The sequence below is a fragment of the Pseudonocardia wallangbongensis genome, from assembly GCF_054486945.1.
The window spans coordinates 184,179-208,383 of record NZ_JBRERS010000009.1 but is presented as its reverse complement, the minus strand read 5'-3'; the positions used below and the strand labels follow the sequence as shown (position 1 = coordinate 208,383).

General features: G+C 71.2%; 26 protein-coding genes and 1 tRNA gene. 15 read left to right on the top strand and 12 right to left on the bottom strand.

The genetic code is table 11. The features are described 5' to 3' along the window. Positions 1-232: 232 nt before the first annotated feature. Positions 233-1,054 carry a TrmH family RNA methyltransferase gene (locus tag ACU436_RS29220; protein WP_459030191.1) on the top strand — a complete coding sequence of 274 codons (822 nt, stop codon included), beginning with the start codon at positions 233-235 and terminating at the stop codon, positions 1,052-1,054. A gap of 284 nt (positions 1,055-1,338) precedes the next feature. On the opposite strand, the gene ACU436_RS29215 is transcribed toward ACU436_RS29220, so the two are convergent. The 5 genes from ACU436_RS29215 to ACU436_RS29195 all read right to left on the bottom strand — a co-directional run bounded on the left by ACU436_RS29215 (position 1,339) and on the right by ACU436_RS29195 (position 5,051). Continuing rightward, the gene (locus tag ACU436_RS29215; protein WP_459030190.1) at positions 1,339-1,905 is read right to left on the bottom strand and encodes a GNAT family N-acetyltransferase; all 567 of its coding nucleotides are present in this window, start codon (positions 1,903-1,905) and stop codon (positions 1,339-1,341) included. A gap of 98 nt (positions 1,906-2,003) precedes the next feature. Continuing rightward, positions 2,004-2,627, bottom strand: a complete 624-nt coding sequence (locus ACU436_RS29210; protein WP_459030189.1) for an NADPH-dependent F420 reductase — start codon at positions 2,625-2,627, stop codon at positions 2,004-2,006. A gap of 36 nt (positions 2,628-2,663) precedes the next feature. Next, positions 2,664-3,398, bottom strand: coding sequence for an SDR family NAD(P)-dependent oxidoreductase (locus ACU436_RS29205; protein WP_459030188.1), 735 nt, complete (start codon positions 3,396-3,398; stop codon positions 2,664-2,666). Between the two features lie 58 nt (positions 3,399-3,456). Beyond that, entirely contained in the window at positions 3,457-4,392 is a 936-nt protein-coding gene (locus tag ACU436_RS29200) for an SDR family oxidoreductase (RefSeq protein ID WP_459030186.1), read from the bottom strand. Positions 4,393-4,421: 29 nt separating this feature from the next. Next, positions 4,422-5,051 carry an NADPH-dependent F420 reductase gene (locus tag ACU436_RS29195; RefSeq protein WP_459030185.1) on the bottom strand — a complete coding sequence of 210 codons (630 nt, stop codon included), beginning with the start codon at positions 5,049-5,051 and terminating at the stop codon, positions 4,422-4,424. 237 nt (positions 5,052-5,288) lie between these two features. On the opposite strand from ACU436_RS29195, the gene ACU436_RS29190 reads away from it, so the two are divergent. Together ACU436_RS29190 and ACU436_RS29185 are read left to right on the top strand one after the other, a co-directional pair. Then, positions 5,289-6,188 carry a LysR family transcriptional regulator gene (locus ACU436_RS29190; protein ID WP_459030184.1) on the top strand — a complete coding sequence of 300 codons (900 nt, stop codon included), beginning with the start codon at positions 5,289-5,291 and terminating at the stop codon, positions 6,186-6,188. Positions 6,189-7,125: 937 nt separating this feature from the next. Then, positions 7,126-7,359: a hypothetical protein gene (locus ACU436_RS29185; RefSeq protein WP_459030183.1), complete on the top strand. Its 234-nt coding sequence runs from the start codon at positions 7,126-7,128 to the stop codon at positions 7,357-7,359. Here the strand turns inward: ACU436_RS29185 and ACU436_RS29180 are convergent. Then, positions 7,356-7,493: a hypothetical protein gene (locus ACU436_RS29180; RefSeq protein ID WP_459030182.1), complete on the bottom strand. Its 138-nt coding sequence runs from the start codon at positions 7,491-7,493 to the stop codon at positions 7,356-7,358. The two genes, ACU436_RS29185 and ACU436_RS29180, sit on opposite strands and share 4 nt — an antisense overlap. Before the next feature lie 588 nt (positions 7,494-8,081). After that, entirely contained in the window at positions 8,082-8,279 is a 198-nt protein-coding gene (locus ACU436_RS29175; protein WP_459030181.1) for a hypothetical protein, read from the bottom strand. 113 nt (positions 8,280-8,392) lie between these two features. On the opposite strand from ACU436_RS29175, the gene ACU436_RS29170 reads away from it, so the two are divergent. Then, positions 8,393-8,584: a helix-turn-helix domain-containing protein gene (locus ACU436_RS29170; protein ID WP_459030180.1), complete on the top strand. Its 192-nt coding sequence runs from the start codon at positions 8,393-8,395 to the stop codon at positions 8,582-8,584. 139 nt (positions 8,585-8,723) lie between these two features. Here the strand turns inward: ACU436_RS29170 and ACU436_RS29165 are convergent. Further along, positions 8,724-8,798, bottom strand: a tRNA-Ile gene (locus ACU436_RS29165). A gap of 47 nt (positions 8,799-8,845) precedes the next feature. Beyond that, positions 8,846-9,823, bottom strand: coding sequence for a DoxX family membrane protein (locus tag ACU436_RS29160; RefSeq protein WP_459030179.1), 978 nt, complete (start codon positions 9,821-9,823; stop codon positions 8,846-8,848). A 114-nt stretch (positions 9,824-9,937) separates the two neighbouring features. Between ACU436_RS29160 and ACU436_RS29155 the strand changes: the two genes are divergently transcribed. The 5 genes from ACU436_RS29155 to ACU436_RS29135 all read left to right on the top strand — a co-directional run bounded on the left by ACU436_RS29155 (position 9,938) and on the right by ACU436_RS29135 (position 14,989). Next, positions 9,938-10,882: an ROK family protein gene (locus ACU436_RS29155; RefSeq protein ID WP_459030178.1), complete on the top strand. Its 945-nt coding sequence runs from the start codon at positions 9,938-9,940 to the stop codon at positions 10,880-10,882. Positions 10,883-10,980: 98 nt separating this feature from the next. Then, the gene (locus ACU436_RS29150; protein WP_459030177.1) at positions 10,981-11,856 is read left to right on the top strand and encodes an SAM-dependent methyltransferase; all 876 of its coding nucleotides are present in this window, start codon (positions 10,981-10,983) and stop codon (positions 11,854-11,856) included. Positions 11,857-11,889: 33 nt separating this feature from the next. Then, a complete protein-coding gene (locus ACU436_RS29145; RefSeq protein WP_459030176.1) occupies positions 11,890-12,780 on the top strand; it encodes a helix-turn-helix domain-containing protein in 891 nt (296 codons plus the stop codon). 69 nt (positions 12,781-12,849) lie between these two features. Next, positions 12,850-14,451 (top strand): alkaline phosphatase D family protein, encoded by a 1,602-nt coding sequence (locus ACU436_RS29140; RefSeq protein WP_459030175.1) that lies wholly within the window; start codon positions 12,850-12,852, stop codon positions 14,449-14,451. A gap of 13 nt (positions 14,452-14,464) precedes the next feature. Then, entirely contained in the window at positions 14,465-14,989 is a 525-nt protein-coding gene (locus ACU436_RS29135) for a GNAT family N-acetyltransferase (RefSeq protein WP_459030174.1), read from the top strand. Here the strand turns inward: ACU436_RS29135 and ACU436_RS29130 are convergent. Then, positions 14,967-15,530, bottom strand: a complete 564-nt coding sequence (locus ACU436_RS29130; protein ID WP_459030173.1) for a hypothetical protein — start codon at positions 15,528-15,530, stop codon at positions 14,967-14,969. The two genes, ACU436_RS29135 and ACU436_RS29130, sit on opposite strands and share 23 nt — an antisense overlap. 283 nt (positions 15,531-15,813) lie before the next feature. Next, on the bottom strand, positions 15,814-16,560 hold the full coding sequence (locus ACU436_RS29125) for a maleylpyruvate isomerase family mycothiol-dependent enzyme (protein WP_459030172.1): 747 nt from the start codon (positions 16,558-16,560) through the stop codon (positions 15,814-15,816). A 73-nt stretch (positions 16,561-16,633) separates the two neighbouring features. Here ACU436_RS29125 and ACU436_RS29120 point away from each other — a divergent pair, with 73 nt between their 5' ends. From ACU436_RS29120 to ACU436_RS29105, 4 genes are all read left to right on the top strand, one after another. Further along, positions 16,634-16,909, top strand: coding sequence for a hypothetical protein (locus tag ACU436_RS29120; protein ID WP_459030367.1), 276 nt, complete (start codon positions 16,634-16,636; stop codon positions 16,907-16,909). After that, positions 16,906-17,559, top strand: coding sequence for a phosphotransferase (locus ACU436_RS29115; protein WP_459030358.1), 654 nt, complete (start codon positions 16,906-16,908; stop codon positions 17,557-17,559). The genes ACU436_RS29120 and ACU436_RS29115 overlap by 4 nt, the downstream gene beginning before the upstream one ends. A gap of 89 nt (positions 17,560-17,648) precedes the next feature. Beyond that, the gene (gene icmF, locus ACU436_RS29110) at positions 17,649-20,846 is read left to right on the top strand and encodes a fused isobutyryl-CoA mutase/GTPase IcmF (RefSeq protein WP_459030171.1); all 3,198 of its coding nucleotides are present in this window, start codon (positions 17,649-17,651) and stop codon (positions 20,844-20,846) included. 52 nt (positions 20,847-20,898) lie between these two features. Further along, complete coding sequence (locus ACU436_RS29105) at positions 20,899-22,167, top strand: GNAT family N-acetyltransferase (RefSeq protein ID WP_459030170.1); 1,269 nt, start codon at positions 20,899-20,901, stop codon at positions 22,165-22,167. Between the two features lie 30 nt (positions 22,168-22,197). Here the strand turns inward: ACU436_RS29105 and ACU436_RS29100 are convergent, their stop codons facing one another. Next, on the bottom strand, positions 22,198-23,070 hold the full coding sequence (locus ACU436_RS29100) for an NmrA family NAD(P)-binding protein (protein ID WP_459030169.1): 873 nt from the start codon (positions 23,068-23,070) through the stop codon (positions 22,198-22,200). Between the two features lie 89 nt (positions 23,071-23,159). On the opposite strand from ACU436_RS29100, the gene ACU436_RS29095 reads away from it, so the two are divergent. Further along, entirely contained in the window at positions 23,160-23,972 is an 813-nt protein-coding gene (locus ACU436_RS29095) for a LysR family transcriptional regulator (RefSeq protein ID WP_459030168.1), read from the top strand. Between the two features lie 63 nt (positions 23,973-24,035). Continuing rightward, positions 24,036-24,194, top strand: a complete 159-nt coding sequence (locus ACU436_RS29090; RefSeq protein ID WP_459030166.1) for a hypothetical protein — start codon at positions 24,036-24,038, stop codon at positions 24,192-24,194. Positions 24,195-24,205 lie beyond the last annotated feature (11 nt).

The following is a 24,205-nucleotide window of genomic DNA, read 5'->3' as shown; positions in this document are numbered from 1 at the left end:
TCGGCTGAGATGTTCGACGTCCTGCGCCTTGGCCCGTATGGCGGCCGCGAGCTCCGGCACCGGTCAGCCGTGGTCGGCGAGGGATAACGATCCTGTTGCGGCGCGGACAACCGCGGAGCGCGTGGGGCTCGAACGGGTGTGGACGCGGTCGCGCTGCTGGGTGGTCCTCCGTCGCGACGTGCGAGACTGGCCGCCCTGATCGTGCTAGACGACTGGAACGTTCGGTGGGGGCATGCTGCGGATCTCGCGGCCAAACGCGCGGTTCCAGCAGTGGGAGGCACTGCTGCGGAGCCGGAACAAGCGGCAACGGGCCGGCGAGTTCCTCGTGCAGGGGGTTCGGCCGATCAGCCTGGCGGTGGAGCGCGGCTGGCCGGTGCGGGCGCTGATCCACAACGCTGAACGGACGCCGTCCCGGTGGGCGGCCAGGATGATGGCGACCTCCGGCGGTGAGCAGGTGGCCATGGCTCCCGCGCTGCTCCGCGAACTGAGCGGCAAGGAACAGGACGTTCCCGAGCTGGTGGCGGTGGTCGCCCTTCCGCCCGACGAGCTGTCCCGGATCCAGGTGACGCCGGCGTTCCTCGGCGTGGTCTTCGATCGGCCGACCGTGCCGGGCAACATCGGCACGATGGTGCGTTCGGTGGACGCCTTCGGCGGTGCCGGGCTCATCATCACCGGACATGCCGCCGATCCGTACGACCCCAAGGCCGTACGCGCCTCCACCGGCTCTCTGATGGCGGTGCCGGTGGTTCGGGTCAGCTCCCACCGCGATGTACTGGAGTGGGTGGAACGGGAGCGCACGGCCGGTCGTCCCGTGACGGTCGTCGGAACCGACGAGAACGGCGCGAGCGACATCGCCGAGCTGGATCTGACCGCCCCCACGCTGCTGGTGATCGGCAACGAGACCTCGGGTTTGAGCGCGGGCTGGCGGCAGGGCTGCGACACGACGGCGCGGATCCCGATCGGCGGGGCGGCCAGCTCGCTCAACGCCGCCGGCGCCGCCACGGTCGGCCTGTACGAAGCCACCCGCCAACGCCGCGAGCTCACCCACCACTGAGCGGTAGTGAATCCGGAGATCTGACCAGCACGGAAGTGGAGCGGTGGGCTCGAATCTCCGACGCAGACATGATCACCCACTTGGAATCGACCAGGATCGCGTTCGGCGGTCGGCAGGCTGCAGTCTCCTGCCGGTCGCCGTCCCACCGAACCTCACCCTCGCCTCGGGAGAGCGAGACCGACCTGGAGCAGATCGGGTCGGCGAAGCGATGGGTATGACGCGCCGGTCCACGTGAGAGCGCTTCTCGGGCGAGGAACAGGTGGCCGCGAGCCGTCGCCGCGCGCTCAGCGCTGGAGAGCGAGAACGGACGCATCCGGCCAGGCGATGCGGAGCTTGGCCGGGGCGCCGTTGAGGCGGGATGCCACCCCACCGGGCGGCGCGACGGGCGCTTCCTCCACGCAGGCGCCGCCTCGGGCCCGGTAGAACTGCTGCGCGGCGGCGTTCTGCTTGAGCACCCACAGATAGGTGGCCGGGTTGGTGGCGCGCTCGCGGATGCCCTGGGCCGCATCGGCGAGGAGGGCAGTGCCGATGCCGGTCCGTTGGTGGAGATGAGCGACGTGCACGTTGTCGACGAGGCTTCCCCATTCGGCGTCGTCGTCGAGGATGACGTGGACGAAGCCGGCAAGGCCGCCTGCGTCCTCGGCCAGCACGGTGATGCTGCCGGCCGGTTCGGCCAGCCGCGCTGACCAGACCGCCCGCCGATCGGCGAGGATGTCCCCGTCGAGGAAGGAGTCCGCGTAGGCGCCCCGGTAGTGCCTCCGCCAGCTCGCCGCGTGCAACGTGGCAATCTGCTCGGCGTCGCCGGCGCGCGCGGCGCGACGGCGGACCGGCGTTGGGTCGACCTCAGCCATATCGACGCACGGTAGTGACGTGCGGCCGGGCGGTCCGGCGAGTTTCGATGCAGCCCTCGCGGCCCGGTGGACAACGGCCATGCACTGCCCCAGTGGGCTCAGCCGGTGAATTCGTCGACGCCGAGGGCGAAGTCCCAGTGGCCGACCCCGTTGCCGGCGAGGCCCATCGTGACCACGCCCATTCCTTCCAGCCAGTGCGCCATTTTCAGGCCGCCGACGTCCAGCGAGCGGAGCCCGAGGCTCTCGATGAATGCCGCCACGACCGCCTTGGCCTGCGCATCGTCGCCGGCGATGAAGACGTTGGGCCGGCCCTTCTCCAGGACATTGCGGAAGATGGTGTTGAATGCCTTCACCACGCTGGCGCCGGCCGGGGCCACCTTGGCGACCTCCTGAGCGATCGAGGTCTCCTCGCTGTGGGCCAGTCCGTCGAACGTGGCGTTGAAGGGGTTGCTGATGTCGACGACGACCTTGCCCGCGAGGGCGTCTCCGTACTCGGCGACCACCGGAACGACACCGTCGTACAACAGGGCCGTGATGACGATGTCCCCGGCCGGGACGGCGCCCCATCCGCCCGTCGTCGCGCCGCCGCCCAGAGCCTTGGCCAGGTCATCTGCCTTGGACCGATCGCGTCCCACGACCTCGACGGTGTTGCCGCCCGCCACCGCGAGCGTGCCGATGGTACGGGCCATGTTTCCCGTACCGATGAGGGTGATGCTGCTCATGAGGGTGCTCTCTTCCTGTTCTCGGGGTGGCGCGGTTCAGATGGCGGTGGTGCCGCCGTCGGTGACCAGTTCCAGGCCGTTGACGTAGCTGGAATCGTCGGAGGCGAGGAACAGGGCGACCTTGGCGATCTCGTCGGAGCGACCCATCTTTCCGCGCGGAATGAGGGACTCGAATGCGGCCTTGGTTGCCTCGTCGAACAGTTCTTCCTGTTTGGCGGTGGCGACCTGGCCGGGGGTCAGGACGTTGACCCGGATATTGCGGTCGCGCAGTTCGTTGAGCCAGACGCGGGCCCAGGCCTGCTGGACGGCCTTGCTTCCCGCGTAGAGGCTCCAGCCGGGGAAGGCGCCGAGGGAGGCGTTGGATCCGGTCATGAAGATCGAGCCGTTGTCGTTGATCAGCGGCAGTGCCTTCTGCACGGTGAACAGGGTGCCGCGCGCGTTGAGCCAGAAGGCGCGGTGGAACTGCTCCTCGGTGATCTCGCCGAGGACGGCGGGTTCGCCCATCCCGGCGCTGGCCCACAGCACGTCGATCGAGCCCACGTCCCGCTTGACGGTGTCGTACAAGCGGTCCAGGTCGTCCAGTTCGGCCGCGTCACCCTGGACGGCGGTGACGTTGCGGCCGATCAGCTTGACGGCGTCGTCCAATGCTTCCTGCCGCCGCGCCTGGATGAAGACGTGCGCGCCTTCCTCGACGAACAGTTTGGCGCCGGCCAGTGCCATGCCGGTGGATCCGCCGGTGATCACCGCTACCTTGCCATCGAGCTTTCCCATGATCACTCCGTTGAGTTGATGAGTATTTCAAGTTTCTACGCGGTTCGGGTCCTCGCCGTCAGCCGGCCGAGAAGTAGTGGCCGTTGTCCAGATCGGCGAGCAGACCGGGCTGAGCGGGTTCCCAGCCGAGGGTCCGGCGGGTGACGACGTTGGACGCCGGGTAGTTCTGCGTGACGATGTTCGCGAGGAACCCGAAGTATCCCGGCACCATGAGTACGTCCGCGGGAACGCTCACGGCGGGTAGGCCCAGACGGCTGCCAATGGCCTCGGCGATCTCCCGGAACGGGATGGTCCCGTCCCCGACCGCGTGCCAGTATCTGCCGGCCGGCCCCTTCTCCAGCGCCAAGCGGAACAAGGAGGCGACATCGCGGACGTGCACGGCGGTCCACAGGTTCGCGCCGGCTCCGGGGTAGCCGACGAAACCCTTCTCCTTCGCGAGCGCGATCAGCTGCACGAGGAAGCCGGCACGATCGGTCGTGCTGTGCGCGATGTTGGCGATCCGCACGACCGAAGACCGCACTCCCCGCTCGGCGAGACCGACCACGGCGGTCTCCACGACGTTCCGAACCCGCAGGGTGCCCTTGTACTCATCACCGCCACGAAGGGCCGGGTCCTCCTCGGTGGCCGGCCGGCCCAGGTTCCCAGGCGAGCCGACGCTCCCCGCCGCGACCAGCGGCTTTCCGGTTCCCGCCAGTGCCTCGCCGTACGCGAGCATGATCGGGAGCTCCGCGGCGGCCACGGCGTCGATCCCGCCGGAGGGAAGCAGGTCCTGCCGGTGTGCGACGTGGATGACGCCGTCGGAGTCCGCGGCCGCCTCCCGGAGCCCGTCGAGATCCTCGAGGTCGCCGCGACGTACCTTCGCGCCGAGCGCGGACACCGCCGCCGCAGCCGTGTCCGACCGGGCCAGGCCGGTGACCTCATGTCCCGCGGCGACGAGTTCGGGGATGATGTACGAACCGGAATGGCCGGTCCCGCCGGTGACGAAAACGCGCATGCGACTGTCCTTGCGAGGGTGGGGTGCGCTCAGCCGAGAATGCTGACGCGGAGGAAGAAGTTGGCGTGCTTGACGGAATGGGCGACGAGGCCCAGCTGCAACAGGGCGACGTTCTCAAGTGTCCGCGCCATTGGCAGCGGCCCGGTGTCCATCGGGCGCAGTCCCAGGCTCTCGATGAACGCCGACACACGTGCCTTTGCCTGCGCGTCGTCACCGGCGATGAACACGTCCAATGGGCGACCCTCGCCTGGGCCGGCCGCCAGAACGTGGGAGAACAGGGTGTTGAACGCCTTGACGACGTACGCGCCGGCGGGGGCGGCCTTGGCGATCTCCTGCGCCCCGGAACTGCCGTCGGGGGTGACAAAGCCCTTGAAATCGGGGGAAATCGGGTTGGTGATGTCGATGACGACCTTGCCGTTCAGTGCGTCCCCGTACTCGCTCACCACCGCCGCCGCGCTGGCGTACGGCACGGCGAGGATGACGATGTCCCCGGCCGGGGCGGCGCCGGCCGTCCCGGCAGTCGCGCCGAGCGCGGCGGCCAGTTCCTCGGCCTTGGCCGGGTCGCGGCCGATGATCTCGACGGCGTTGCCGCCGCTGCGCGCCCGGGCGGCCAGGGCGCCGGCCATGTTCCCCAGGCCGATAACGCTGATGCCGCTCATGGAGTGCCTGCTTTCCGGAGCCGGACAGAACACCACGCCAACCCGTCCTTGTTAACGGTTGCGCGCGATAGACATGGCTCGATTCGCGATGCGCTCATTCTGGCTCTGGGCTTGCTGTCGAGTCCCGATGCCGAATTCGCTCTGACCCCATTGACGATGCCATTGGCTCGAGCGGCTGTCCAAGACTTCTTCCAGTCGTGGTGATACCCTGCAGGCATCACCGGGCCGGGAGGTGCCATGGATCTGGACCTGCGCAAGCTGCGCTACTTCGTCGCCGTGGCCGACCGGTTGCACTTCGGCCGCGCCGCCGATGAGCTGCACATCGCGCAGCCGGCGCTCAGCCGCCAGATCCGCGCACTGGAGCATGATCTCGGCGCCTCGCTGTTCACCCGGGATCGCCACGGCGTGGCGCTGACCGACGCGGGCCGGCAGCTGCTGGCCGACGCCGGTCCGCTGCTCGCCTCGGCGCACGCGGTCCGGCGCCGGGTGTCCGTGGCCGCCCGCGGCAGCCGGCGGCTGGTGGTCGGCTTCCGGGCCGGCATCCCGGTCATCCCGGCGGCACGGGCGTTCGAGGCTCGGCATCCGGACGTGGTCGTGGACGTGCAGCGGATGGAGTGGGACGACCAGGCCCTGATGCTGCTCGACGGCCGCGTCGACGTCGGCTATGTGCGGCTGCCCATCGACGAGACCGGCCTGCGCGTGAGCCCGCTGTACACCGAGCCACTCATGGTGGTGCTGCCCGCTGATCACCGGTTGGCCGGCAAGGAGGAGGTCACCGAGGCCGACCTGGCCGGTGAGCCGCTGGTCTGGCATGCCGACCCGAGCACGCAGCCCACCAGGCGCCCGCACCCCGACTCCGGGCTCCGGGTGCGCGGGGTGGAGGAGAAGCTCGAACACGTCGCGGCCGGCCGGGGCATCTCGTTCGTGGGGCGTTCGGAGACCCTGTTCTACTCACGTCCCGACATCAGCTACGTACCCATCCCGGATCTGGCGCCCGAACAGGTGTGCCTCGCGGTGGCGGAGTCGCGCACCTCGCCGGTGGTCGACGACTTCGTCGCCGCGGCCCAGGCAACGGCCGAGATCACGGCGGAATGTGGGAACTACGAATCGGGTGCGGTTCTTCTGGAGGACCGCTGAGAGCGGCCATCGGGGCCTTCCAGACCATCGGCGGGCTCGGGTTCTTCTTCCCCAGGGGCCGGATCCTGGCGCGGTGGTCAGCGCTCACCCTGCTGGTCCCGACGCTTCCCGCCGCCGTCGGCCAGGTCCGCGAACCGCAACGGATGCGAGGTCGCGGGGTACCCCCACAGCTGACTCCAGTCCGCGTCGTGGCGCCGGTCCTGATGACCGGCCCGGTCTGGTGGGCGACCCGGCCCGACACCACACCTGCCGACCGCTGAGACGTCAGGCCAACGGCAAGGACCCGGACATGCGATTGGACGGCAAGCTGGCGAGCGCCGCAAACGCCGGCTCAGCTCAAAAGTCGAGCGCAGCCAGCGTTGGCGAGCGGTCGGTTACTGGATGGACGTCCGGAATCGCCCGGACCCATAAACGACTTCCTGCGGGCGGCAATCGGCAACCGCAAACTTTCCCTCAGCGGTCCACGGTCCGTACACCCAATGAGCGTCGGGGCCACACTTCACCTCCGCCCGCACTACCCCGCGGGGGGCGAGCTCGTGACAATAGGCCAGGGCGCCGTACCATACCTGCTGCGCAAAGCAATTGTCGTAGGCCTTCGCTTCCGCCGTGCCGTCGAGCATAAGTCCGGCCCAGAACATCAGCCCGAACAAGGCCGTTACCGATACAATTCGTTGGATCATCTCTCGCACACCTCTTCTTGCTCCGAAAAAGTCGAGACGGATCGCGCGCCGGATCGGACGCCGTCGCGGTCGCGGCGAAAAACTGCCAGGCCGGCGTGCGCGTCGCAACCGTATGGCGAGTTCTCGCCACGTCCTTCAAACCGTCACGCACCCTCATGCCCACGAGTGACCGGCACGCACCCCGCGGAGTCCACCGGATGTCCGAGCGCGAGGTCAGATTCGTGTCGACCTGATGACATCGGCAATACCTGCAGAAAGTGCGCACGTTCGCCGTGCTGTCCCTCTCCGCCGGGGCGCACTACATGCAGGTGTCGAAGTGGCTCGGGCACGAGAGCTACGTGACGACGCTGACGATCTACGCGGACTACATCGACGAGACCGAAGGCGGCAAGGCCGTCCCGCTTGCCCGCCCGACCGCGCCGGACCCCACCCCCGATCGGGGGGCGGAGCCCAGCAACGTCGTGCCGTTCCGGCGCCGTAACGCGGGCTAGATGAGTTCGGCGATCAGCCCGGGGACGGCCTCAACCTGCCCCGACAGCACCAGAACAACAGCGAGCAGGAAGCCCGCCACCACGGCGACAACGCGCCAGTCCAGGTTCTTGGCGGTGAAGCGGAAGTCGATCATTGAACACGGACCTCTCCGGCACCCGAGCGGACGCCAAGTAGACCGACGTCGTGTCGCCGCCAAGAAGCGCGCGCCGTCGGAACTGGGCATTCGTTGGGTGGGAGGTCGTGCCTGGTCGACGGGCTGGGTGTGTGCGGTTCGTCCGGGATTACTTGGCGATGGGGCGTCTTGGACTGTGCCGCACGCTCTCGACCACGACGCCGCCGAACTGCTCGGTGGCGCTGGAGCCCACAGTAGCCGCGCGTCACTCGTCCGTGTCGGGACACGCCGTAGCGCGGGCTGATCTGCTCGCTACGGCCACGAGAGCCCCGGCCCGCCTACTCGGACGGTGACCGGGGCTCTCGCACGTCTGCTGGCTTCGGCGGCTTCGCTTCGCACCACTCCTCCGCGCGCTGCTTGTGGCGCCAGCCGGTACCGGTCCCCTTGTGGCGCTCGATCGGCTGCTCACAGCGGTCGCAGACCTCATCCATGCCGCGTTATCGCGGTAGCCGCCCTGGGCGTTGCGTCAGCGCCACGGCCACGAGCCGCCCTGCCGTCTCCGGCGGGCACGATGGCGTCCGCGCCGGAAGAAGCGCCGGAGCCAGCGGATCACAGGCGGGCGGTGCGAGCCGCGTGGGCGAGCGTCCACATCGCGCACGGCCAAGACTCCCGCGGCGTCCCCCGGCCCGGCGTCGTGCACTCGACGCAAAGCCCGGCGGCGTTCGGGCGGTGGTCCGCCATCAGCCGCTCGATCACGTCCCACCGCGTCGCCAACTCCGCCACGAACGCCGTCCAGGTCTCCGCCACGGGCGGGACGCTACTCCGAAACGGACAACTGATCTAATACGTCTAGATCGTCATGTTGTACCGAACGTGCCGCAAGGGCTGTTCGAGCTGGTTGGTGCACATACCGTCGGGGAGTGGACCGCCCGGAGAAGCTGCTAACCACCGCGCAGGCGGCGGAGCACCTGGGCATCTCCCGGGGGACGCTCGCCCGCTACGCACGGGACGGACTCGTGAAGCCAACGCTCACGCTCCCGACCGGACACCTCCGCTGGAGCCTGGAAGACCTCCGGCGCCAGATTCGGGACATGCGGGAGCGCGACGCGTAGACACGGGACGACGCCCGGCGCCAGGGGCCGCGAGACCGACGATCCTCCAGCGGCCGATCCACCGGTACGCGACCGGTACGCGGACCCGCTACCTGATCCCTGAAGATCGCTTCGCAGGCCCGCTACCAGCGGGTTTGAGTGGGGCGGGTGGGATTTGAACCCACGACCTGACGGGTTATGAGTCCGCTGCTCTAACCAGCTGAGCTACCGCCCCGGCCCAGCGAGGTTACCGAACTCCTCCGACCGCGATGACCTCTGTCGTCAGTGGGTGAGGGCGTGGGCGCGCTTGCGCACGTCCTTGGCCAGCCCGCCGGCCTGGTGGGCGACCTCGGTGCCCACGGCGGAGGCGCGGGCGGCGACGTCGTGGCCGACCTTGCTCGCCACGCCGGGGCCCTTGTCGAGGCGCTTCTGCAGGTCGGCGGTCCGCTTCGCGGCGCGCTTCTGCAGCTGCGCGCGGCGCTTCTCGGCTGTCTTCTGCAGGTGGGCGCCGCGCTTCTCGGCGGCCTTCTGCAGCTTGGCGCCACGCTTCTCCGCCCGCCGGCGGGCCTTGGCCGCGCGACGTGACAGGTCGGACGCGATGTCGTCCGCCCGGGACGTCAGCTCCGAGCCGGTCCGCGACGCGCGGGAGGAGACGGCCGCGCCCGCGGCGGGGGCGAGCCCGGCCAGCCCGGCGGCGACGCCGGCCACCGTGCCGCCGGCCTGGTGCGCGGAACCGGACAGCTTGCCGCCCGCGTCGTGCGCGGCGCCGGTGACGCGCCCGGTGACGTCGGCCGCCGCGCCCGTCAGCGCCCCGGCCTGCGTCGCGGCGCGCTTCGCCGCGCGGCGGCCGCGCCAGCCCAGGGACGGCTTGCCCTCGGTGTCGGCGGCGGCGATCAGGAGGCCGCCGAACATGCCGACGTTCTTCAGGAAGTGGATCTGCTGCTCCTGCTTGCGCTGCGGGTCGGTCTCCTCCCAGAACCGGTGGCCGGCCAGGGTGGTCGGGACCAGCGTGGCCGCGAGCGCCGTGGCGGCGAGGCGGGGGAACGTACCGAACGCGAGCATCGTCCCGGCGACGATCTTCACGCCGGCATCGATCCTGATCAGCGTCACCGGATCGGGGCCCCGGTCGACCGGGGCGACCTCGACGGCCTTGTCGACCGCCGGGGCCATCGCGTCGAGAACCGGCTTCGCGGCCTGCGCGTGCGCCTCCGGGGCTCGGAGGGCGTTGATGCCGCCCTGGATGAACAGGGCGGCGAGCATGGGTCGGGCGACTCGTCGAAGGAGCATGTCGAGCGCATCCCCGCGAAAGGCCGCATCCAAACGCCGGATCGACCGTCCGCTGTATCGATCAATCGATGGTGACATCATTCGGGGGTGACGACCCCCAGGCTGGCCATCGGGCTCGACATCGGCGGCACCAAGATCGCGGGCGCGGTCGTCGACGAGCGGGGCACGGTGGTGGCGGAGCTCGTGGAACCGACCCCGGAGGAGTCCGACGCCGAGTCGGTCACCGCCGTGCTGATCTCGCTGATCGAGCGGCTCCGGGCGGAGCACGACGTCGTCACGATCGGGGTCGGCGCCGCCGGGATCGTCGAATGGCCCGCGGGCAAGATGCTCTGGGCGCCGAACAACTCCTACCGCGACTGGCCCGTGCGCGAGCAGCTGGAGAAGGTCACCAACCTGCCGGTCACCGTCGACAACGACGCGAACGTGGCCGCTCTCGCCGAGGCCCGGCTCGGGGAGCCGTACCCGAACATGGTGCTGGTGACGGTCGGCACCGGCATCGGCGGCGGCCTCGTGATGGACGGGAAGATCTACCGCGGGCCCACCGGCCTCGGCGCCGAGCTGGGCCACATCATCCTCAACCCGGACGGCCCGCGCTGCGGCTGCGGCAACCACGGCTGCTTCGAGGCCTTCGCGTCGGGCACGGCGCTGACGCGGATGGCGCGCGACGCGGCCGACGACGACCCGGGCGGGCTGATCGCCCGCCTCGGTGCCCAGGACGGCGAGGTCACGGGGCACACGGTCCTGAAGGCCGTGCAGGAGGGCGACGAGATCGCGAAGGCGCTCTTCGCCCGGCTCGGCCGCTGGCTCGGGGTCGGCATCGCGTCCCTGGCGAACATCTTCGAGGTCGACGCCGTGGTCGTCGGGGGCGGGCTGGTCGAGACCGGCGAGCTGCTGCTCGGGCCCGCCCGTGCGGCGGCCCGCGAGTACGCCTACGCCCCCACGGCCCGCGGGGTCGCTCCCGTGCTCCCGGCGACGTTCGGCGGTGACGCCGGGAAGATCGGCGCCGCGCTCCTCGCGCTCGACCACGCCTGAGCACCCGGGCCCGACCGCGCGACCGTTCGAGTTCGAGGCATCGGCGCCGACCACAACGAATACCACCTCCGCAGGCCAACGCCATACAGCTCGGCGGGATGGCGTTCTCCGGCGAAATCTCGGGCCCCGGGGTGGAGACGAACGGCGCTTCACGGAAGGATGGACCCGTGAGCGATGAGTCGACTGACGCCAGCACCGGGATCGACGCGAGCGTTCCGCACTCGGCGCGGATCTGGAACTATTGGCTGGGCGGCAAGGACAACTACGCCGTGGACCGGGAAGCCGGCGACGCCTGGATCGCCAAGGACCCGGGAGTCGTCAACGAGGCCAAGCAATCCCGCCAGTTCTTGATCCGGGTCGTCGGTCACCTCGCCGGCGAGTTGGGTATCCGGCAGTTCCTCGACGTGGGCACCGGCCTGCCCACCATGCAGAACACCCACGAGGTCGCCCAGAGCATCGCGCCGGAGTCCCGGGTCGTCTACGTCGACAACGACCCGCTCGTGCTCGCGCATGCCCGCGCGCTGCTCACCCACACCACGCCGGAGGGCGTTGCGGAGTACGTCGATGCCGACTACCACAACCCTGAGCTGATCATCGCGGAAGCCCGCAAGGTGCTGAACTTCGACGAGCCGATGGCGGTCATGTTCATGGGGGTGCTCGGCCACGCACGCGACTTCGACACCGCGCGCTCGATCGTGGCCCGAATTGTGGACGCCATCCCGCCGGGTAGTTACCTGGTCCACTGGGACAGCGCCTCCACCGACCCCACCGCATTGGCGGCGATGGAGGAATACAACCGGACCGGGGCCGTCCACTACATCCAGCGCAGTCCCGAACAGATCAGTCGGTTCTACGAAGGCCTGGAGTTGCTCGAGCCGGGCTTCGTCCCCATCTCGCAGTGGCGACCCGACGGCCCCGAAGCGGGCGCGGTCGCGCCCACGTACTCCCACGGCGCCCTCGCCCGCAAAGCCTGATGCGCGAGATCCACGGCATTCGTGGGGGTGACCATGGCCGATGCCAAGGACGACCACCCGCTCGAGGCGGCTGACGCTCGGGGCGGTCCCACGGTCCTGCGCATCCTGGTCGGCGCACAGCTTCGCCGGCTACGCGAAGCGAGCGGCATCACCCGCGAGGCCGCCGCCTACGCCATCCGCGGCTCCGAAGCCAAGATGAGCCGGATCGAGGCGGGCCGGGTCGGGTTCAAGCGACGAGACGTCGCCGACCTCCTCGCCCTGTACGGGCTCGCCGAGGGACCGGCCCAGGACGCGGTGCTGAACCTGGCCGAGCAGGCCAACGAGCCGGGCTGGTGGCACACCTACAACGACACCATGCCGGACTGGTTCTCGACCTACGTCGGGCTGGAGCAGGCAGCGACGATCATCCGCAACTACGAGGTCCAGTACGTACCGGGCCTGCTGCAGACCGAGGCGTACGCGAGCGCCGTGATCGAGCTGGGTCAGGCCGTCCGGGTCGATGAGATCGCGCAGCGCGTCGAGCTGCGGATGCAGCGCCAGCAGTTGCTCTACGGGTCGAACCCTCCCGACTACTGGGTGGTGATCGATGAAGCGGTGTTGCGCCGGAACCTGAGCGGTCGGACGGTCATGCGCGACCAGCTCGACCACATCCTCGCGGCCGGCAAGCGGCAGAACATCACGGTGCAGGTCGTACCCTTCGAGCGCAGCGACGCCGCGGCGGTCGGCGGCCCGTTCACCCTGCTGCGCTTCGCCGAGGCCGATCTGCCCGACATCGTCTACCTCGAGCAGGTCAGCAGCGCCCTCTACCTGAACAGGGGCGTCGACGTCGAGGTCTACCACAAGATCATCAACCGGCTGGTCGCCGGCGCCCTGACCCCCGCCCGATCCACCGAACTGATCGCATCCGTACGCGACGCACTGTGACGGAGGGCCGGAGAGCGGGGCCGTCGGGACGGGCGGCGGCGCGCCGGGATCACTCACTAGGGTGGTCCTGTGTCCCTCGTCCTCGGGCCCGTCCTGCGCCATGTCGGTGAGACGACGGCGTCCGTGTGGGTCCAGACCGAGCGGGCGGCCACCGTGTCGGTGCTCGGATGCAGCACGCGGACGTTCGAGGTGGCGGGGCACCACTACGCGCTCGTGCCGGTCTCGGGGCTCGAGCCGGGCGCTCGGGTGGCCTACGAGGTGGAGGTGGACGGCGATCGGGTGTGGCCGCCCGCCACGAGCCCGTTCCCGGCGAGCGTCATCCACACGCGCGGGGGCGCCGGGGCGCGGCAGCGGGTCGTCTTCGGGTCGTGCCGGTACGCCAAGGTCGTCGACCCGAAGCTCTCGGCGGAGCTCGGCGTCGACGCGCTCGACGCCTACGCGGCGCGCATGGCCGGCCTGCCGCAGGAGGAGTGGCCCGACACGCTCCTGCTGCTCGGCGACCAGGTGTACGCCGACGAGCTGACGCCCCGGAACCGCCGCCGGATCGCGGCGCGGTCCGACCGGCACCCGGACTGGCCGGACGACGAGATCGTCGGCTACGACGAGTACGTGGGGCTCTACGGCGACTCGTGGGCCGACCCGGAGATCCGGTGGCTGCTGTCCACCGTGGCCACGGCGATGATCTTCGACGACCACGACGTGCGCGACGACTGGAACACCTCCGCCAGCTGGCGTGCGGAGATGCAGGAGAAGTCGTGGTGGCGGGAGCGGATCCGCGCCGCGCTCGCGTCCTACTGGGTGTACCAGCACATCGGGAACCTGGCCCCGGACGACCTCGCGTCGAACGCCGACTACCGCAAGGTCATGGAGCAGGGCGGCGACACGTGGCCGCTGCTGGTCGAGCTCGCCGACCGGGCGGACGCCGAGACCGACGGTGAGAAGGGCGTGCGGTTCAGCTTCCGCTGGGACATCGGGCGGAGCCGGCTGCTGATGATCGACTCGCGGAACGGCCGGATCCTCGAGGGCGGGCAGCACCTCATGCTGGGCGAGTCCGAGTTCTCCTGGCTCGAACACCAGGCCGCGGCCCCGGGCGAGGTCGACCACCTCCTGATCGCGACGTCGGTGCCGTGGCTGCTGCCGCACGCGATCGGCGACCTCGAGACGGTCAACGAGATCGCCGCGGCCCGGCCCGGCCGGCGGGGCCGGCTCGCCGAGAACGTCCGCCGGGCGGCCGATCTGGAGCACTGGTCGGCGTTCCGCGCCTCGTTCGACCGGCTGACGGCGATGATCGGCGACGCGGCCGGTAGCGGCGTCGCCACCGTCAGCGTGTTGTCCGGCGACGTGCACCACAGCTACGCCGCGCGGGCCGACCTGCCGGGAGCGCCCGTCCACCAGCTCACCTGCTCCCCCGTGCACAACAAGATCGACTGGTTCGTACGGCCGGGGTTCCGGCTCGCGTGGTCCCGCGCGGCTCGCCGGCTGACCGAACGATGGGCGCTCCGTGCGGGCGCCCCGCCCAAACCGCTGTCGTGGCGGCGCCTGCTCGGGCCGCTCTTCGGCAACACGATCGCCACGCTCGAGCTGAACGGGCGCCGCGCAGAAGCGATCTTCGAGCAGCCGCGCTCGTCGGCGTCGCTCGTGGAGCGCGCCCGCCTCGATCTCACGAGATGAAGGGGATTCCCGGATGACGGCCACCGCCACCGAAGCGCCCGCCGCGATCGCCGGTCAGACCGTCGTACTGCGCCCCACCACCCCCGAGCACGTCCCGGTCTTCCTCGCGATCCTGCGACACCCCGAGATCGCCCCCTGGTGGGGCGGCTACGACCTGGAGCGGGTGCGGCGCGAGCTGCTCGGGCCGCAGGGCTACGCCATCGAACTGGCCGGCGAGGTCGTCGGCATGATCCTCTATCGCGAGGAGAACGACTCCGACCACCGGCACGCCGCGCTCGACCTCGCGCTGCACCCCGACCACCAGGGCCAGGGCCTCGGGTGCGACGCGCTGCGGGCGATGGCGCGGTTCCTGTTCCGCATCCGCGGCCACCACCGCGTCACGATCGACCCGGCGGCACACAACGAGCGGGCGATCCGCAGCTGTGCCCGCGCCGGGTTCGAGCCGATCGGCGTGATGCGCAGCTACGAGCGATCGGCGGACGGCGGGTGGCACGACTGCCTCCTCATGGACCTCCTCAGCGCCGACCTGCCGTCCTAAGGGCGGCACGCGAACCGCTCTCCCAGAGCGGGCCGGCCACGAACCAGATCCCGACGATCACCCACGCCCGCCCGATCCACCACCACAGCTGCCCGGACTGCTCCGGCGTCGCGACGAACAGGACGAGCCCACCGAGCACCGCCGACGCGATCGCGGCGGCCACGACCACGCGGTTCCACTCTCGCCACAGGCTTGCAGTGCGCTCCGGTGTGCCCTTCGCGGGCTTCACCGGGGCCGGACCACCCGCGAAGCGGTGCGCGAACCGCACGTCGGCCCACCGCACGATGCTCGGCCCGAACGCCACGCTGAACCCGAGGTACACCGCGGCGAGCCCGTGCACCGACCGCGGCTCGGCGCCACCCAGGAGGTCGAGCGTCACGGCGACGACGAGCACGACGTCGAGCAGCGGGATGGCGGCCAGCAGGACGGTGCTGAGCGTGCGCAGCCGAAGCAGGTAACGGGCGGCCAGGCCGACCCCGAGCAGGACCCACAGTCCGATCTCGCACGCGAGGATCAGGGCGACGATCGGATTCTCCCGCACTAGTGTCCCCCGCCGGAAGTCCGTTGGGTAAGTCGGTGGATCCAGGTTCGCGCTGCGGGTGCCGGGCGGCGGCCCTCGTACCGGGCGTACTCGGGTCGTCGACCGGTGCGCGCAGCGTGGAGCTGGGCCGCCGAATTATTCGGCGGACTTCCGGCGGGGGACACCAGGTGCGTCACGTTCTCCACGTCCCGGACGCTAGGTCGCGGGGCGCTCCGGGGAATCCCGAGAAGTGCCGAGATCCGCGTCGGCAGAAAGGATGACGCGGGCCCGTTCCTCCGACGCGTCAGAAGGGGGTGCGTTCCAGCCAGGTGCGCCAGACCGCCGCGTCGCCGAGCACCTGCAGGCGCGGATCGTCGGCGGTGATCCGCCGCAGCACCGCCTGCATCAGATCCGCCGCGCTCCCCCGCACCGCGACCGCGCCCTTGCCGTGCCCGTGCTCCCAGGCGACGCGGCCGCCCTCGGACCGCACCATCCACTCCCCGCTCGTCCCGAGGCCGTCGTCGGTGGCGTGCAGGTGCAGGGTCGCGCCGTCGGGGAGCATCGGTCCGGCGTCCGGGACGCGGCGGGACGTCAGGATGTCGAGCCACTCGCTGATGCCGTCGGCGGCGAGCGCGGCCTCGATCGCGAAGGGCACGCCGAGGGCGATCGCGGCGTCGGCGCGGTGCACCGTGGACTCGTGCAGCCACCGCCGGATCCACCACGATGCCGGCTTGGGACCGGTGAACGTCCACACGAGGACGTCGGGGCCGGTCGCGGCCACCTCGTCGACCAGCAGCCGGGCGCCGTCGGCGAGCCAGCCGATCGGGTCGTCGGTTGGCGGCTTGCCGTCCGGCACCGTGCGGATGTCGACCCGCTCCTCCGCGCGCTCGCGCACGATCATCGCGGCCCACCGGTAGCCCCGGCCGACATGCGTCAGCAGCTGCCGCACCACCCAACCCGGACATGTCGGGACAGCTGTCTCCGGATCGGCCGTGACCAGAAGTTCACCCAGCCGACGGTTCTCGTCGACGAGCGCACCCGCGGGGTTCATACCCTGACGCTAGACCTTTAGGGGTACAGGGGGTGCGCGCATGGCTGAAGAGCGGACCGGGTAGGAAACGCATATGGCGCCAGAGAAACGGGAATGGTCGGTCCCCGGCCCGATCCGGGCCCTCCTGTGGTGGCCCGGCGTCGCGTTCGTGCTGGTCATGGTCGCCCCGGACGACGCCGCCGTGGGGATCGCCGCCGCCGGCGCACTGCTGATGCTGCTCGGTGCTGTGATCCCGGTCGCATACCGGCGCCTCCGGCGACCCCGCCCCGCCCCGCCGCGGAGCATCGACGACCACCCGACCGTCGAGCTGCCCACCGTGGAGCTCCCACCGGTGGAGCGCGTCGCCTGAAGCTCATCGGGAGCGGCCGCACCGCCGACGTCTACGCGCTCGACGACCACCGGGTCCTGCGCCGGTACCGGGAGCGCGGCCGCGGGAAGGTCGTCCGCGAGGCGGCGGCGATGGCGCACGTCACGGCCCACGGCTTCCCGGCACCCGCCGTGTTCACCGCCGACGGCACCGACCTCGTCATGGAGCGGTTGTACGGGCCGGTCCTCCTCGACGCCGTGGAGGCGGGCGACCACGACGTCCGCGACGCCGGGCGCGTGCTCGCCGACCTCCACGCCCGGCTGCACGCCGTCCCGTCCCGCTCCGGCGTCCCGGACGAACGGGTGCTGCACCTCGACCTGCACCCCGCGAACGTCGTGGTCACCCCGCGTGGGCCGGTACTGATCGACTGGGCGAACGCGACGGACGGCCCGCCCGACCTCGACGTCGCGCTCTCGGCCGTGATCCTCGCCCAGGCCGCGGTCGAGCCCGGCCACCGGTACGCCGCTGTGGCGACGGAGATGCTGGGCGCGTTCCTCGGCGCGACGGACGGGAACCCCCTCGCGATGCTCGACCGCGCCGTCGCAGGCCGGGCGGCCGACCGCTCGCTCACCGCGGCGGAGGTGGGCCTGCTCGACGACGCCGCCGCCCTCATCACCGCCACCGCCCGCTGACCTGGCGTCGCACACGTCACCGCGACATAGGTTGCACGTCCGATACTCGGAAGCCAAACTAAATCGAGGTGCGGGCGAGAGGACGAGCCATGGCAGAGCTGCACGAACCGACGAACCCGGTGCGCTTCGTCACCGCCGCCAGCCTCTTCGACGGCCACGACGCGGCGATCAACATCATGCGGCGCATCCTGCAGCGCCAGGGCGCCGAGGTCATCCACCTCGGGCACAACCGCTCGGTGGACGAGGTCGTGACCGCGGCCATCCAGGAGGACGCCCAGGGGGTGGCCGTCAGCTCCTACCAGGGCGGCCACATCGAGTACTTCACCTACCTCGTGGAGCTGCTGCGCGAGCGCGGTGCCGGGCACGTGAAGGTCTACGGCGGAGGCGGCGGCGTGATCGTCCCGCGGGAGATCGAACTGCTGCACTCGCGCGGGGTCTCGCACATCTTCTCCCCCGGGGACGGCCAGCGGCTCGGGCTGCCCGGGATGATCAACAGCATGATCCGGGAGTGCGACGCCGACCTCGCCGCCACTCCCCCGGACTCCTTCGACGGCCTGTTCACCGGCGAGCCCGCCACCCTCGCCCGCACGCTCACGATGGCCGAGGCAGGCCGCCTGCCGGAGCGGCTCGACCTCACCCCGCGCCGCGACGTCCCGGTGCTGGGCATCACCGGCACCGGTGGCTCGGGCAAGTCCAGCCTCACCGACGAGCTCGTCCGCCGCTTCCGCCTCGACCAGGAGGACAAGCTCCGGATCGCGGTGCTCGCCGTCGACCCGACCCGCCGCCGCGGCGGGGGCGCGCTGCTCGGGGACCGGATCCGGATGAACGCGCTGTCCGGGGACCAGGTCTTCTTCCGCTCGATGGCCACCCGGGGCACCGAGGCCAGCCTCCCGGAGCGGCTCGGCGACGTGATCGGCGTGCTCAAGGCGGCCGGGTTCGACCTGGTGATCGTCGAGACGCCCGGGATCGGGCAGGGCGACGCCGGGATCGTGCCGTTCGTCGACCGCTCGCTGTACGTCATGACGCCCGAGTTCGGGGCCGCATCGCAGCTCGAGAAGATCGACATGCTCGACTTCGCCGACGCCGTGGCGATCAACAAGTTCGAGCGTCGCGGCGCGGAGGACGCCCGCCGCGACGTCGGCCGCCAACTGGTGCGCAACCGCGAGGAGTTCGGGGCGTCCTGGGAGGACATGCCGGTCTTCGGAACCAGCGCCGCCACGTTCAACGACGACGGCGTCACCGCGCTCTACCACCACCTGCGCGACCAGCTCGCCAAGGACGGCCTCACCGTCGGCGAGGCCCGGCTGCGGCGGCCGGAGCGCAAGACGTCCAGCGAGTACGCGGCGATCATCCCGCCGCAGCGGGTGCGGTACCTGTCCGAGATCGCCGAGACGGTACGCGGCTACCACGCCGACACGGCGACGCACGTGGACGCCGCGCGCCGGCGCCAGCACCTGCGCACGGCGCGCGAGCTCGTCGGGGACGCCGTCGACGACGCGCTGCGGAAGGCCGAGGAGGAGCTGCCGGCGGCGTCGGCGGCCTTGCTGGACGAGTGGCCGGACGTCGTCGAGGCGTACTCCGGCGACGAGATGGTCGTGAAGGTCCGCGACAAGGAGCTGCGCACGCACCTCACCCGCGAGACGCTCTCGGGCAACAAGGTGCCGCGCGTCGCGTTGCCGCGGTTCACCGAGGACCCCGAGCTGCTGCGGTTCCTGCGCGCCGAGAACCTCCCCGGGCGGTTCCCGTTCACCGCGGGCGTGTTCGCGTTCAAGCGGGACGGCGAGGACCCGGGCCGGATGTTCGCCGGTGAGGGCGACGCGTTCCGCACCAACCGCCGCTTCAAGCTGCTCTCCGCGCACTCCGAGGCCAAGCGGCTGTCGACCGCGTTCGACTCCGTCACCCTCTACGGACGTGACCCGGACACCCGCCCCGACGTCTACGGCAAGGTCGGCACGTCCGGCGTCTCGATCGCGACGCTCGAGGACATGAAGGCGCTCTACGACGGCTTCGACCTCACCTCGCCCACCACGTCCGTCTCGATGACGATCAACGGGCCGGCGCCGACGATCCTCGCGTTCTACCTGAACACCGCGATCGACCAGGTGATCGGCAGGTTCCGGGACGAGGAGGGCCGCGAGCCGGACGCCGCCGAGCGCGCGGAGCTCACGGCGTTCGCCCTGGCCAACGTCCGCGGCACGGTGCAGGCCGACATCCTCAAGGAGGACCAGGGCCAGAACACCTGCATCTTCTCCACCGAGTTCAGCCTCCGGATGATGGCCGACATCCAGGAGTGGTTCATCCGGCACGAGGTGCGCAACTTCTACTCGGTCTCGATCTCCGGCTACCACATCGCCGAGGCCGGGGCGAACCCCATCAGCCAGCTCGCGTTCACCCTCGCCAACGGGTTCACGTTCGTGGAGAGCTACCTCGCGCGCGGGATGGACATCGACGACTTCGCGCCCAACCTCTCGTTCTTCTTCTCCAACGGCATGGACGCCGAGTACTCCGTGATCGGGCGGGTGGCCCGCCGGATCTGGGCCGTCACGATGCGGGACCGGTACGGGGCGAACGAGCGGTCGCAGAAGCTCAAGTACCACGTGCAGACCTCGGGCCGGTCGCTGCACGCGCAGGAGATGGACTTCAACGACATCCGCACCACCCTGCAGGCCCTCTGCGCGCTCTACGACAACGCCAACTCGCTGCACACGAACGCCTTCGACGAGGCCGTCACCACGCCCACCGAGGCCTCCGTGCGCCGGGCCATGGCGATCCAGCTGATCATCGGCAAGGAGTGGGGCCTGTCCATGAACGAGAACCCGTTGCAGGGCTCGTTCATCGTCGACGAGCTCACCGACCTCGTCGAGCAGGCGGTGCTCGCCGAGTTCGACCGCATCTCCGAGCGCGGCGGCGTGCTCGGGGCGATGGAGACCGGCTACCAGCGCGGGCGGATCCAGGACGAGTCGCTGCTGTACGAGCACCGCAAGCACGACGGGTCGCTGCCGATCGTCGGCGTCAACACCTTCGTGCGCGAGGAGGCCGGCGAGCCGCTGGAGATCGAGCTCGCCCGGGCCACGGAGGCCGAGAAGCGGAGCCAGTTGGACCGGCTCGGCGACTTCCAGCAACGCCACACCGGCGACGCCGCCGACGCGATCCGCCGGCTCCAGGACGTCGCGACGGGGGACGGCAACGTCTTCGACGAGCTGATGAGGGCGGCGAGGGTCTGCAGCCTGGGGCAATTGACGGAAGCGTTCTTCGAAGTGGGAGGCCAGTACCGCCGCAACATGTGAGGCTCGGGGGAAGTTCAGGAAAGCCACATTCATGAACCTGCAGTACAGGAATGTGGCTTTCCTGAACTTGCGGGGCGACGGAGCGCCGGGGTCGTGGCCGCGACCACCGGGCGAGGACGCCGAGCTCGTCCGGTGGCTGAGCGGCGGCCTGGGCACCCTGCGCGGCGTCGAGGCGTACATCCGCCGCACGATCGCGCAGTGGGACGCCGGCGGCCCCAAGCTCGCCTTCGGCATCCGCACCGGCGACGCGCTGGCCGGGACCATCGACGTGGATCTCGACCTCCCGGGTCTGCGGCCGGGCGAGGCGAACCTCGCCTACGGGCTCTACCCCGCCTTCCGCGGCCGGGGTCTCGCCACCCGAGCGGTACTCCTCGCGTGCCGCTACCTGCGCGGCCGCGGCGACGTCGACCGGGCGGTGATCCGCACCCACCACGCCAACGTCGCCTCCGCCGCGGTGGCCGAGCGCGCGGGGTTCACCCGGGTTCCGGACCGGGACGACGGGGACGGCGTGCTCCTGCGGGTGCACGTACTGGACGTCGGGGACGTCGAGGAGGTGCCGCTCGCCGGGGGCAACGTCAGCGCCGGGGTGGTCCGCGTGGGCGACACCGTCCGCCGCCCGGCCGGCCCGTGGACGCCGGCGGTGCACGCCCTGCTGACCCACCTGCACGACGCAGGCTTCACCGGGGCCCCGCGCCCGTTCGGGATCGACGAGCGCGGCCGCGAGGTGCTGGGGTTCGTGCCCGGCGCGACGGTGTGGCCGGACCGGTTCGCCGAGGTGGAGCCCCGCACCCGGCTCACACGGGTGGGCCGGATGATCCGGGAGTTCCACGACGCGGTCGCCGGCTTCACCCCACCGCCGGACGCGGCCTGGCGGGTGTTCATCCCGCCCGAGGACGACGGCGGCGGCGAGATCATCGCCCACCACGACCTTGCGCCGTGGAACCTGGTGACCGGCGGCGACGCCTGGACCTTCATCGACTGGGACGGCGCGGGCCCCGGCTCGCGGCTGTGGGACCTCGCCTACGCCGTGAAGGCCTTCGTGCCGCTGTCGGCGGACCCGGCGTGGCGGCGCCCCGACGCGGCCGCCCGCGTCCGTGTCCTCGCCGACGCCTACGGCCTCGACGAGGAGCAGCGCCGCCGCCTGGCCCCCATGCTCGCCCGCCGCTCCCGCGCGATGTACGACCTGCTGGCCGCGGGCCACGCCACCGGCGAGCAACCGTGGGCCCGCCTGTGGACGGAAGGCCATGGGGAGGTCTGGGAGCGGGACACGGCCCACATCGAGCGGCACGAGCAGCGATGGCTGACGGCGTTGCTCACCTGAGGCCCAGCCGGGCGCCCTCGGACGCCGGCATCAGCTCACGGCTGGCACCAATGTCCGCTCGCACCATTCGCGGAAGCTCGTGGGGGCCGTCGGGGTGATCGACCCCACCGGGTTGTAGGCCCCGCCGGCGGTTGCTGTCTGGATGTCCACCATGCCCTGGGCCCAGGCCTCGGACATGCCGTGGCGCAGCAGCGTCTCCTTGAACGCCTCGCCGGACACCTGCTGGAAGCGGACCGGGCGCTGCAGCACGTCCGTCATGATCCGCGCCATCTCGTCGTGGGACAGCTCGTCCGGGCCGACGACCGGCACGCTCTCCTGCCCCGTCCAGGAGCGGTCGAGCAGCACCCGCGCGGCGGCGGCCGCGATGTCGCGGACGGCGCAGGTGAGGAACCGGCGATCCCCGGGCATCGGCGAGAAGAAGACGCCCTGTCTGGCGATCGTCCCGGCCTGCCCGAGCAGGTTCTCCATGAACGACGGCGGGCAGAGCGAGCGGTAGGACACGCCGGTGCTCTCGATCAGGTCGTCCATCGCGTACGTCGCCGACACCTGCCCCGCGTTCCGCGTGATCCCCCGGCCCAGGGTCGAGACGGCGACGACCCGCGCGATGCCCTGGCGGTTGACGGCCGCGCAGAGGGGTCGGACGAAGTCCAGGACGTGCTCCTGGACGCTCTCGGCCCGCGGGTTCGGCGGGATCAGCCAGAACAAGCCGTCGGCGCCCGCGAAGGCCTTCATGAGGACGTCGACGTCGGAGTGCGAGCCCGGCACGACCTCCACGCGGTCGCGCACGTGCGGCGGGAGGCGTGCGGGATCGCGGACGATCACGCGGACCGCGGTCCCGCTCTCCAGGACGTTCTCGACGACCTCGCGGCCGATCCGGCCGGTCGGGGTGGTGATGACGATCATGGCTCCACCCTGCGCCGGACCGCCGGGGAACTGAAGGATCGCTCGGGTCCGACTCGTTACCCTGGAGGCAATACCGATCGGGGAGGGTCGTGGAGTCCGGTCCGCTGCGCTACTTCGTCGCCGTCGCCGAGGAGCTCAACTTCGGCCGCGCGGCCGAGCGGCTCGGCATCTCCGCGCCGCCGCTGTCCCGCGCTATCCGCAAGCTCGAGGCCGAGCTCGGCTTCGCCCTCCTCGAGCGCACCACCCACCGCGTGACGCTGACGCCGGCGGGCACCGTGCTGCTCGCGGAGGCCCGGAGCGCGCTCGATGCGCTGCAGGCGGCCGAGCAGCGGGCGCGCCGGGCGGCCGCCCCGGAGCCGAAGCTGGTGCTGGCCGTGAAGGCGGACGGCGGCGCGGCGCTGCTGGACGCCATCCTGGCCCGGTTCGCCACCGATCCCGCGGCCCGGCCCGTGGCGATCCACCTGTGCGAGTGGGGCGAGCAGCCGCAGCTCCTGCGGCAGGGCGAGGTCGACGTCGCGCTGGTCCACGAACCGTTCGACCGCACCGGCCTCGACGCCGAGACGGTGACCGTCGAGCCGCGCGTCGCCGCGCTCCCGGCCGGTCACCCGCTCGCCGACCGCGACCCGCTCCACCTCGCCGACCTGGGCATCCCGGTCGGCGAGCTGCGCCGATACCTGGCGCCCCCGCGCGAGGTCACCGGCCTCGCCCAGCTGCTCACGCTCGTCGAGCTCGGCGAGGTCATCCAGCTGCTGCCCGAGTCCGTCAGCGGCCGGTACCCGCGCGCCGGCGTCGCCTACCGCGCCGTGGCGGACGCACCACCGGCGGTGCTGGCGATCGCGTGGCCCCAGCAGTCCCGCTCCCGGGCCACCGCCGCGCTCGTCCGCGCCGCCACCGCCGGGTAACGGACCACCTGCGGCGCACGACCCCCGGTGGTGCGGCCGTTGCTGCCCACCCGGGCATGGTCGGTGACCCTGGTGACGCTCCTGCTCGCCCTGTTCCCCCTCTGGCTCATCGAGGGCGCGGGCGCGGCGGAGCCCGCCTTCTTCGGCGCCCTCTTCGCCGCGTGGATGCTGTGGCGGTCCACCCGCAACCGGCGTGCCCGGAAGGAGCGCGACGGCGCGTGACCCGCGTTCGC

What these genes read in the sequence shown, in the direction of transcription:
- ACU436_RS29160 (WP_459030179.1), bottom strand. Translation starts at nt 9,823, where the DNA reads ATGCTCGCCGCCCTGTTCATCCAGGGCGGCATCAACGCCCTCCGAGCC.
- ACU436_RS29215 (WP_459030190.1), bottom strand. Translation starts at nt 1,905, where the DNA reads ATGGCTGAGGTCGACCCAACGCCGGTCCGCCGTCGCGCCGCGCGCGCC.
- ACU436_RS29195 (WP_459030185.1), bottom strand. Translation starts at nt 5,051, where the DNA reads ATGAGCGGCATCAGCGTTATCGGCCTGGGGAACATGGCCGGCGCCCTG.
- ACU436_RS29100 (WP_459030169.1), bottom strand. Translation starts at nt 23,070, where the DNA reads ATGATCGTCATCACCACCCCGACCGGCCGGATCGGCCGCGAGGTCGTC.
- ACU436_RS29180 (WP_459030182.1), bottom strand. Translation starts at nt 7,493, where the DNA reads ATGATCGACTTCCGCTTCACCGCCAAGAACCTGGACTGGCGCGTTGTC.
- ACU436_RS29120 (WP_459030367.1), top strand. Translation starts at nt 16,634, where the DNA reads ATGGCGCCAGAGAAACGGGAATGGTCGGTCCCCGGCCCGATCCGGGCC.
- ACU436_RS29205 (WP_459030188.1), bottom strand. Translation starts at nt 3,398, where the DNA reads ATGGGAAAGCTCGATGGCAAGGTAGCGGTGATCACCGGCGGATCCACC.
- ACU436_RS29220 (WP_459030191.1), top strand. Translation starts at nt 233, where the DNA reads ATGCTGCGGATCTCGCGGCCAAACGCGCGGTTCCAGCAGTGGGAGGCA.
- ACU436_RS29200 (WP_459030186.1), bottom strand. Translation starts at nt 4,392, where the DNA reads ATGCGCGTTTTCGTCACCGGCGGGACCGGCCATTCCGGTTCGTACATC.
- ACU436_RS29190 (WP_459030184.1), top strand. Translation starts at nt 5,289, where the DNA reads ATGGATCTGGACCTGCGCAAGCTGCGCTACTTCGTCGCCGTGGCCGAC.
- ACU436_RS29150 (WP_459030177.1), top strand. Translation starts at nt 10,981, where the DNA reads ATGGCGTTCTCCGGCGAAATCTCGGGCCCCGGGGTGGAGACGAACGGC.
- ACU436_RS29145 (WP_459030176.1), top strand. Translation starts at nt 11,890, where the DNA reads ATGGCCGATGCCAAGGACGACCACCCGCTCGAGGCGGCTGACGCTCGG.
- ACU436_RS29125 (WP_459030172.1), bottom strand. Translation starts at nt 16,560, where the DNA reads ATGAACCCCGCGGGTGCGCTCGTCGACGAGAACCGTCGGCTGGGTGAA.
- ACU436_RS29210 (WP_459030189.1), bottom strand. Translation starts at nt 2,627, where the DNA reads ATGAGCAGCATCACCCTCATCGGTACGGGAAACATGGCCCGTACCATC.
- ACU436_RS29135 (WP_459030174.1), top strand. Translation starts at nt 14,465, where the DNA reads ATGACGGCCACCGCCACCGAAGCGCCCGCCGCGATCGCCGGTCAGACC.
- icmF (WP_459030171.1), top strand. Translation starts at nt 17,649, where the DNA reads ATGGCAGAGCTGCACGAACCGACGAACCCGGTGCGCTTCGTCACCGCC.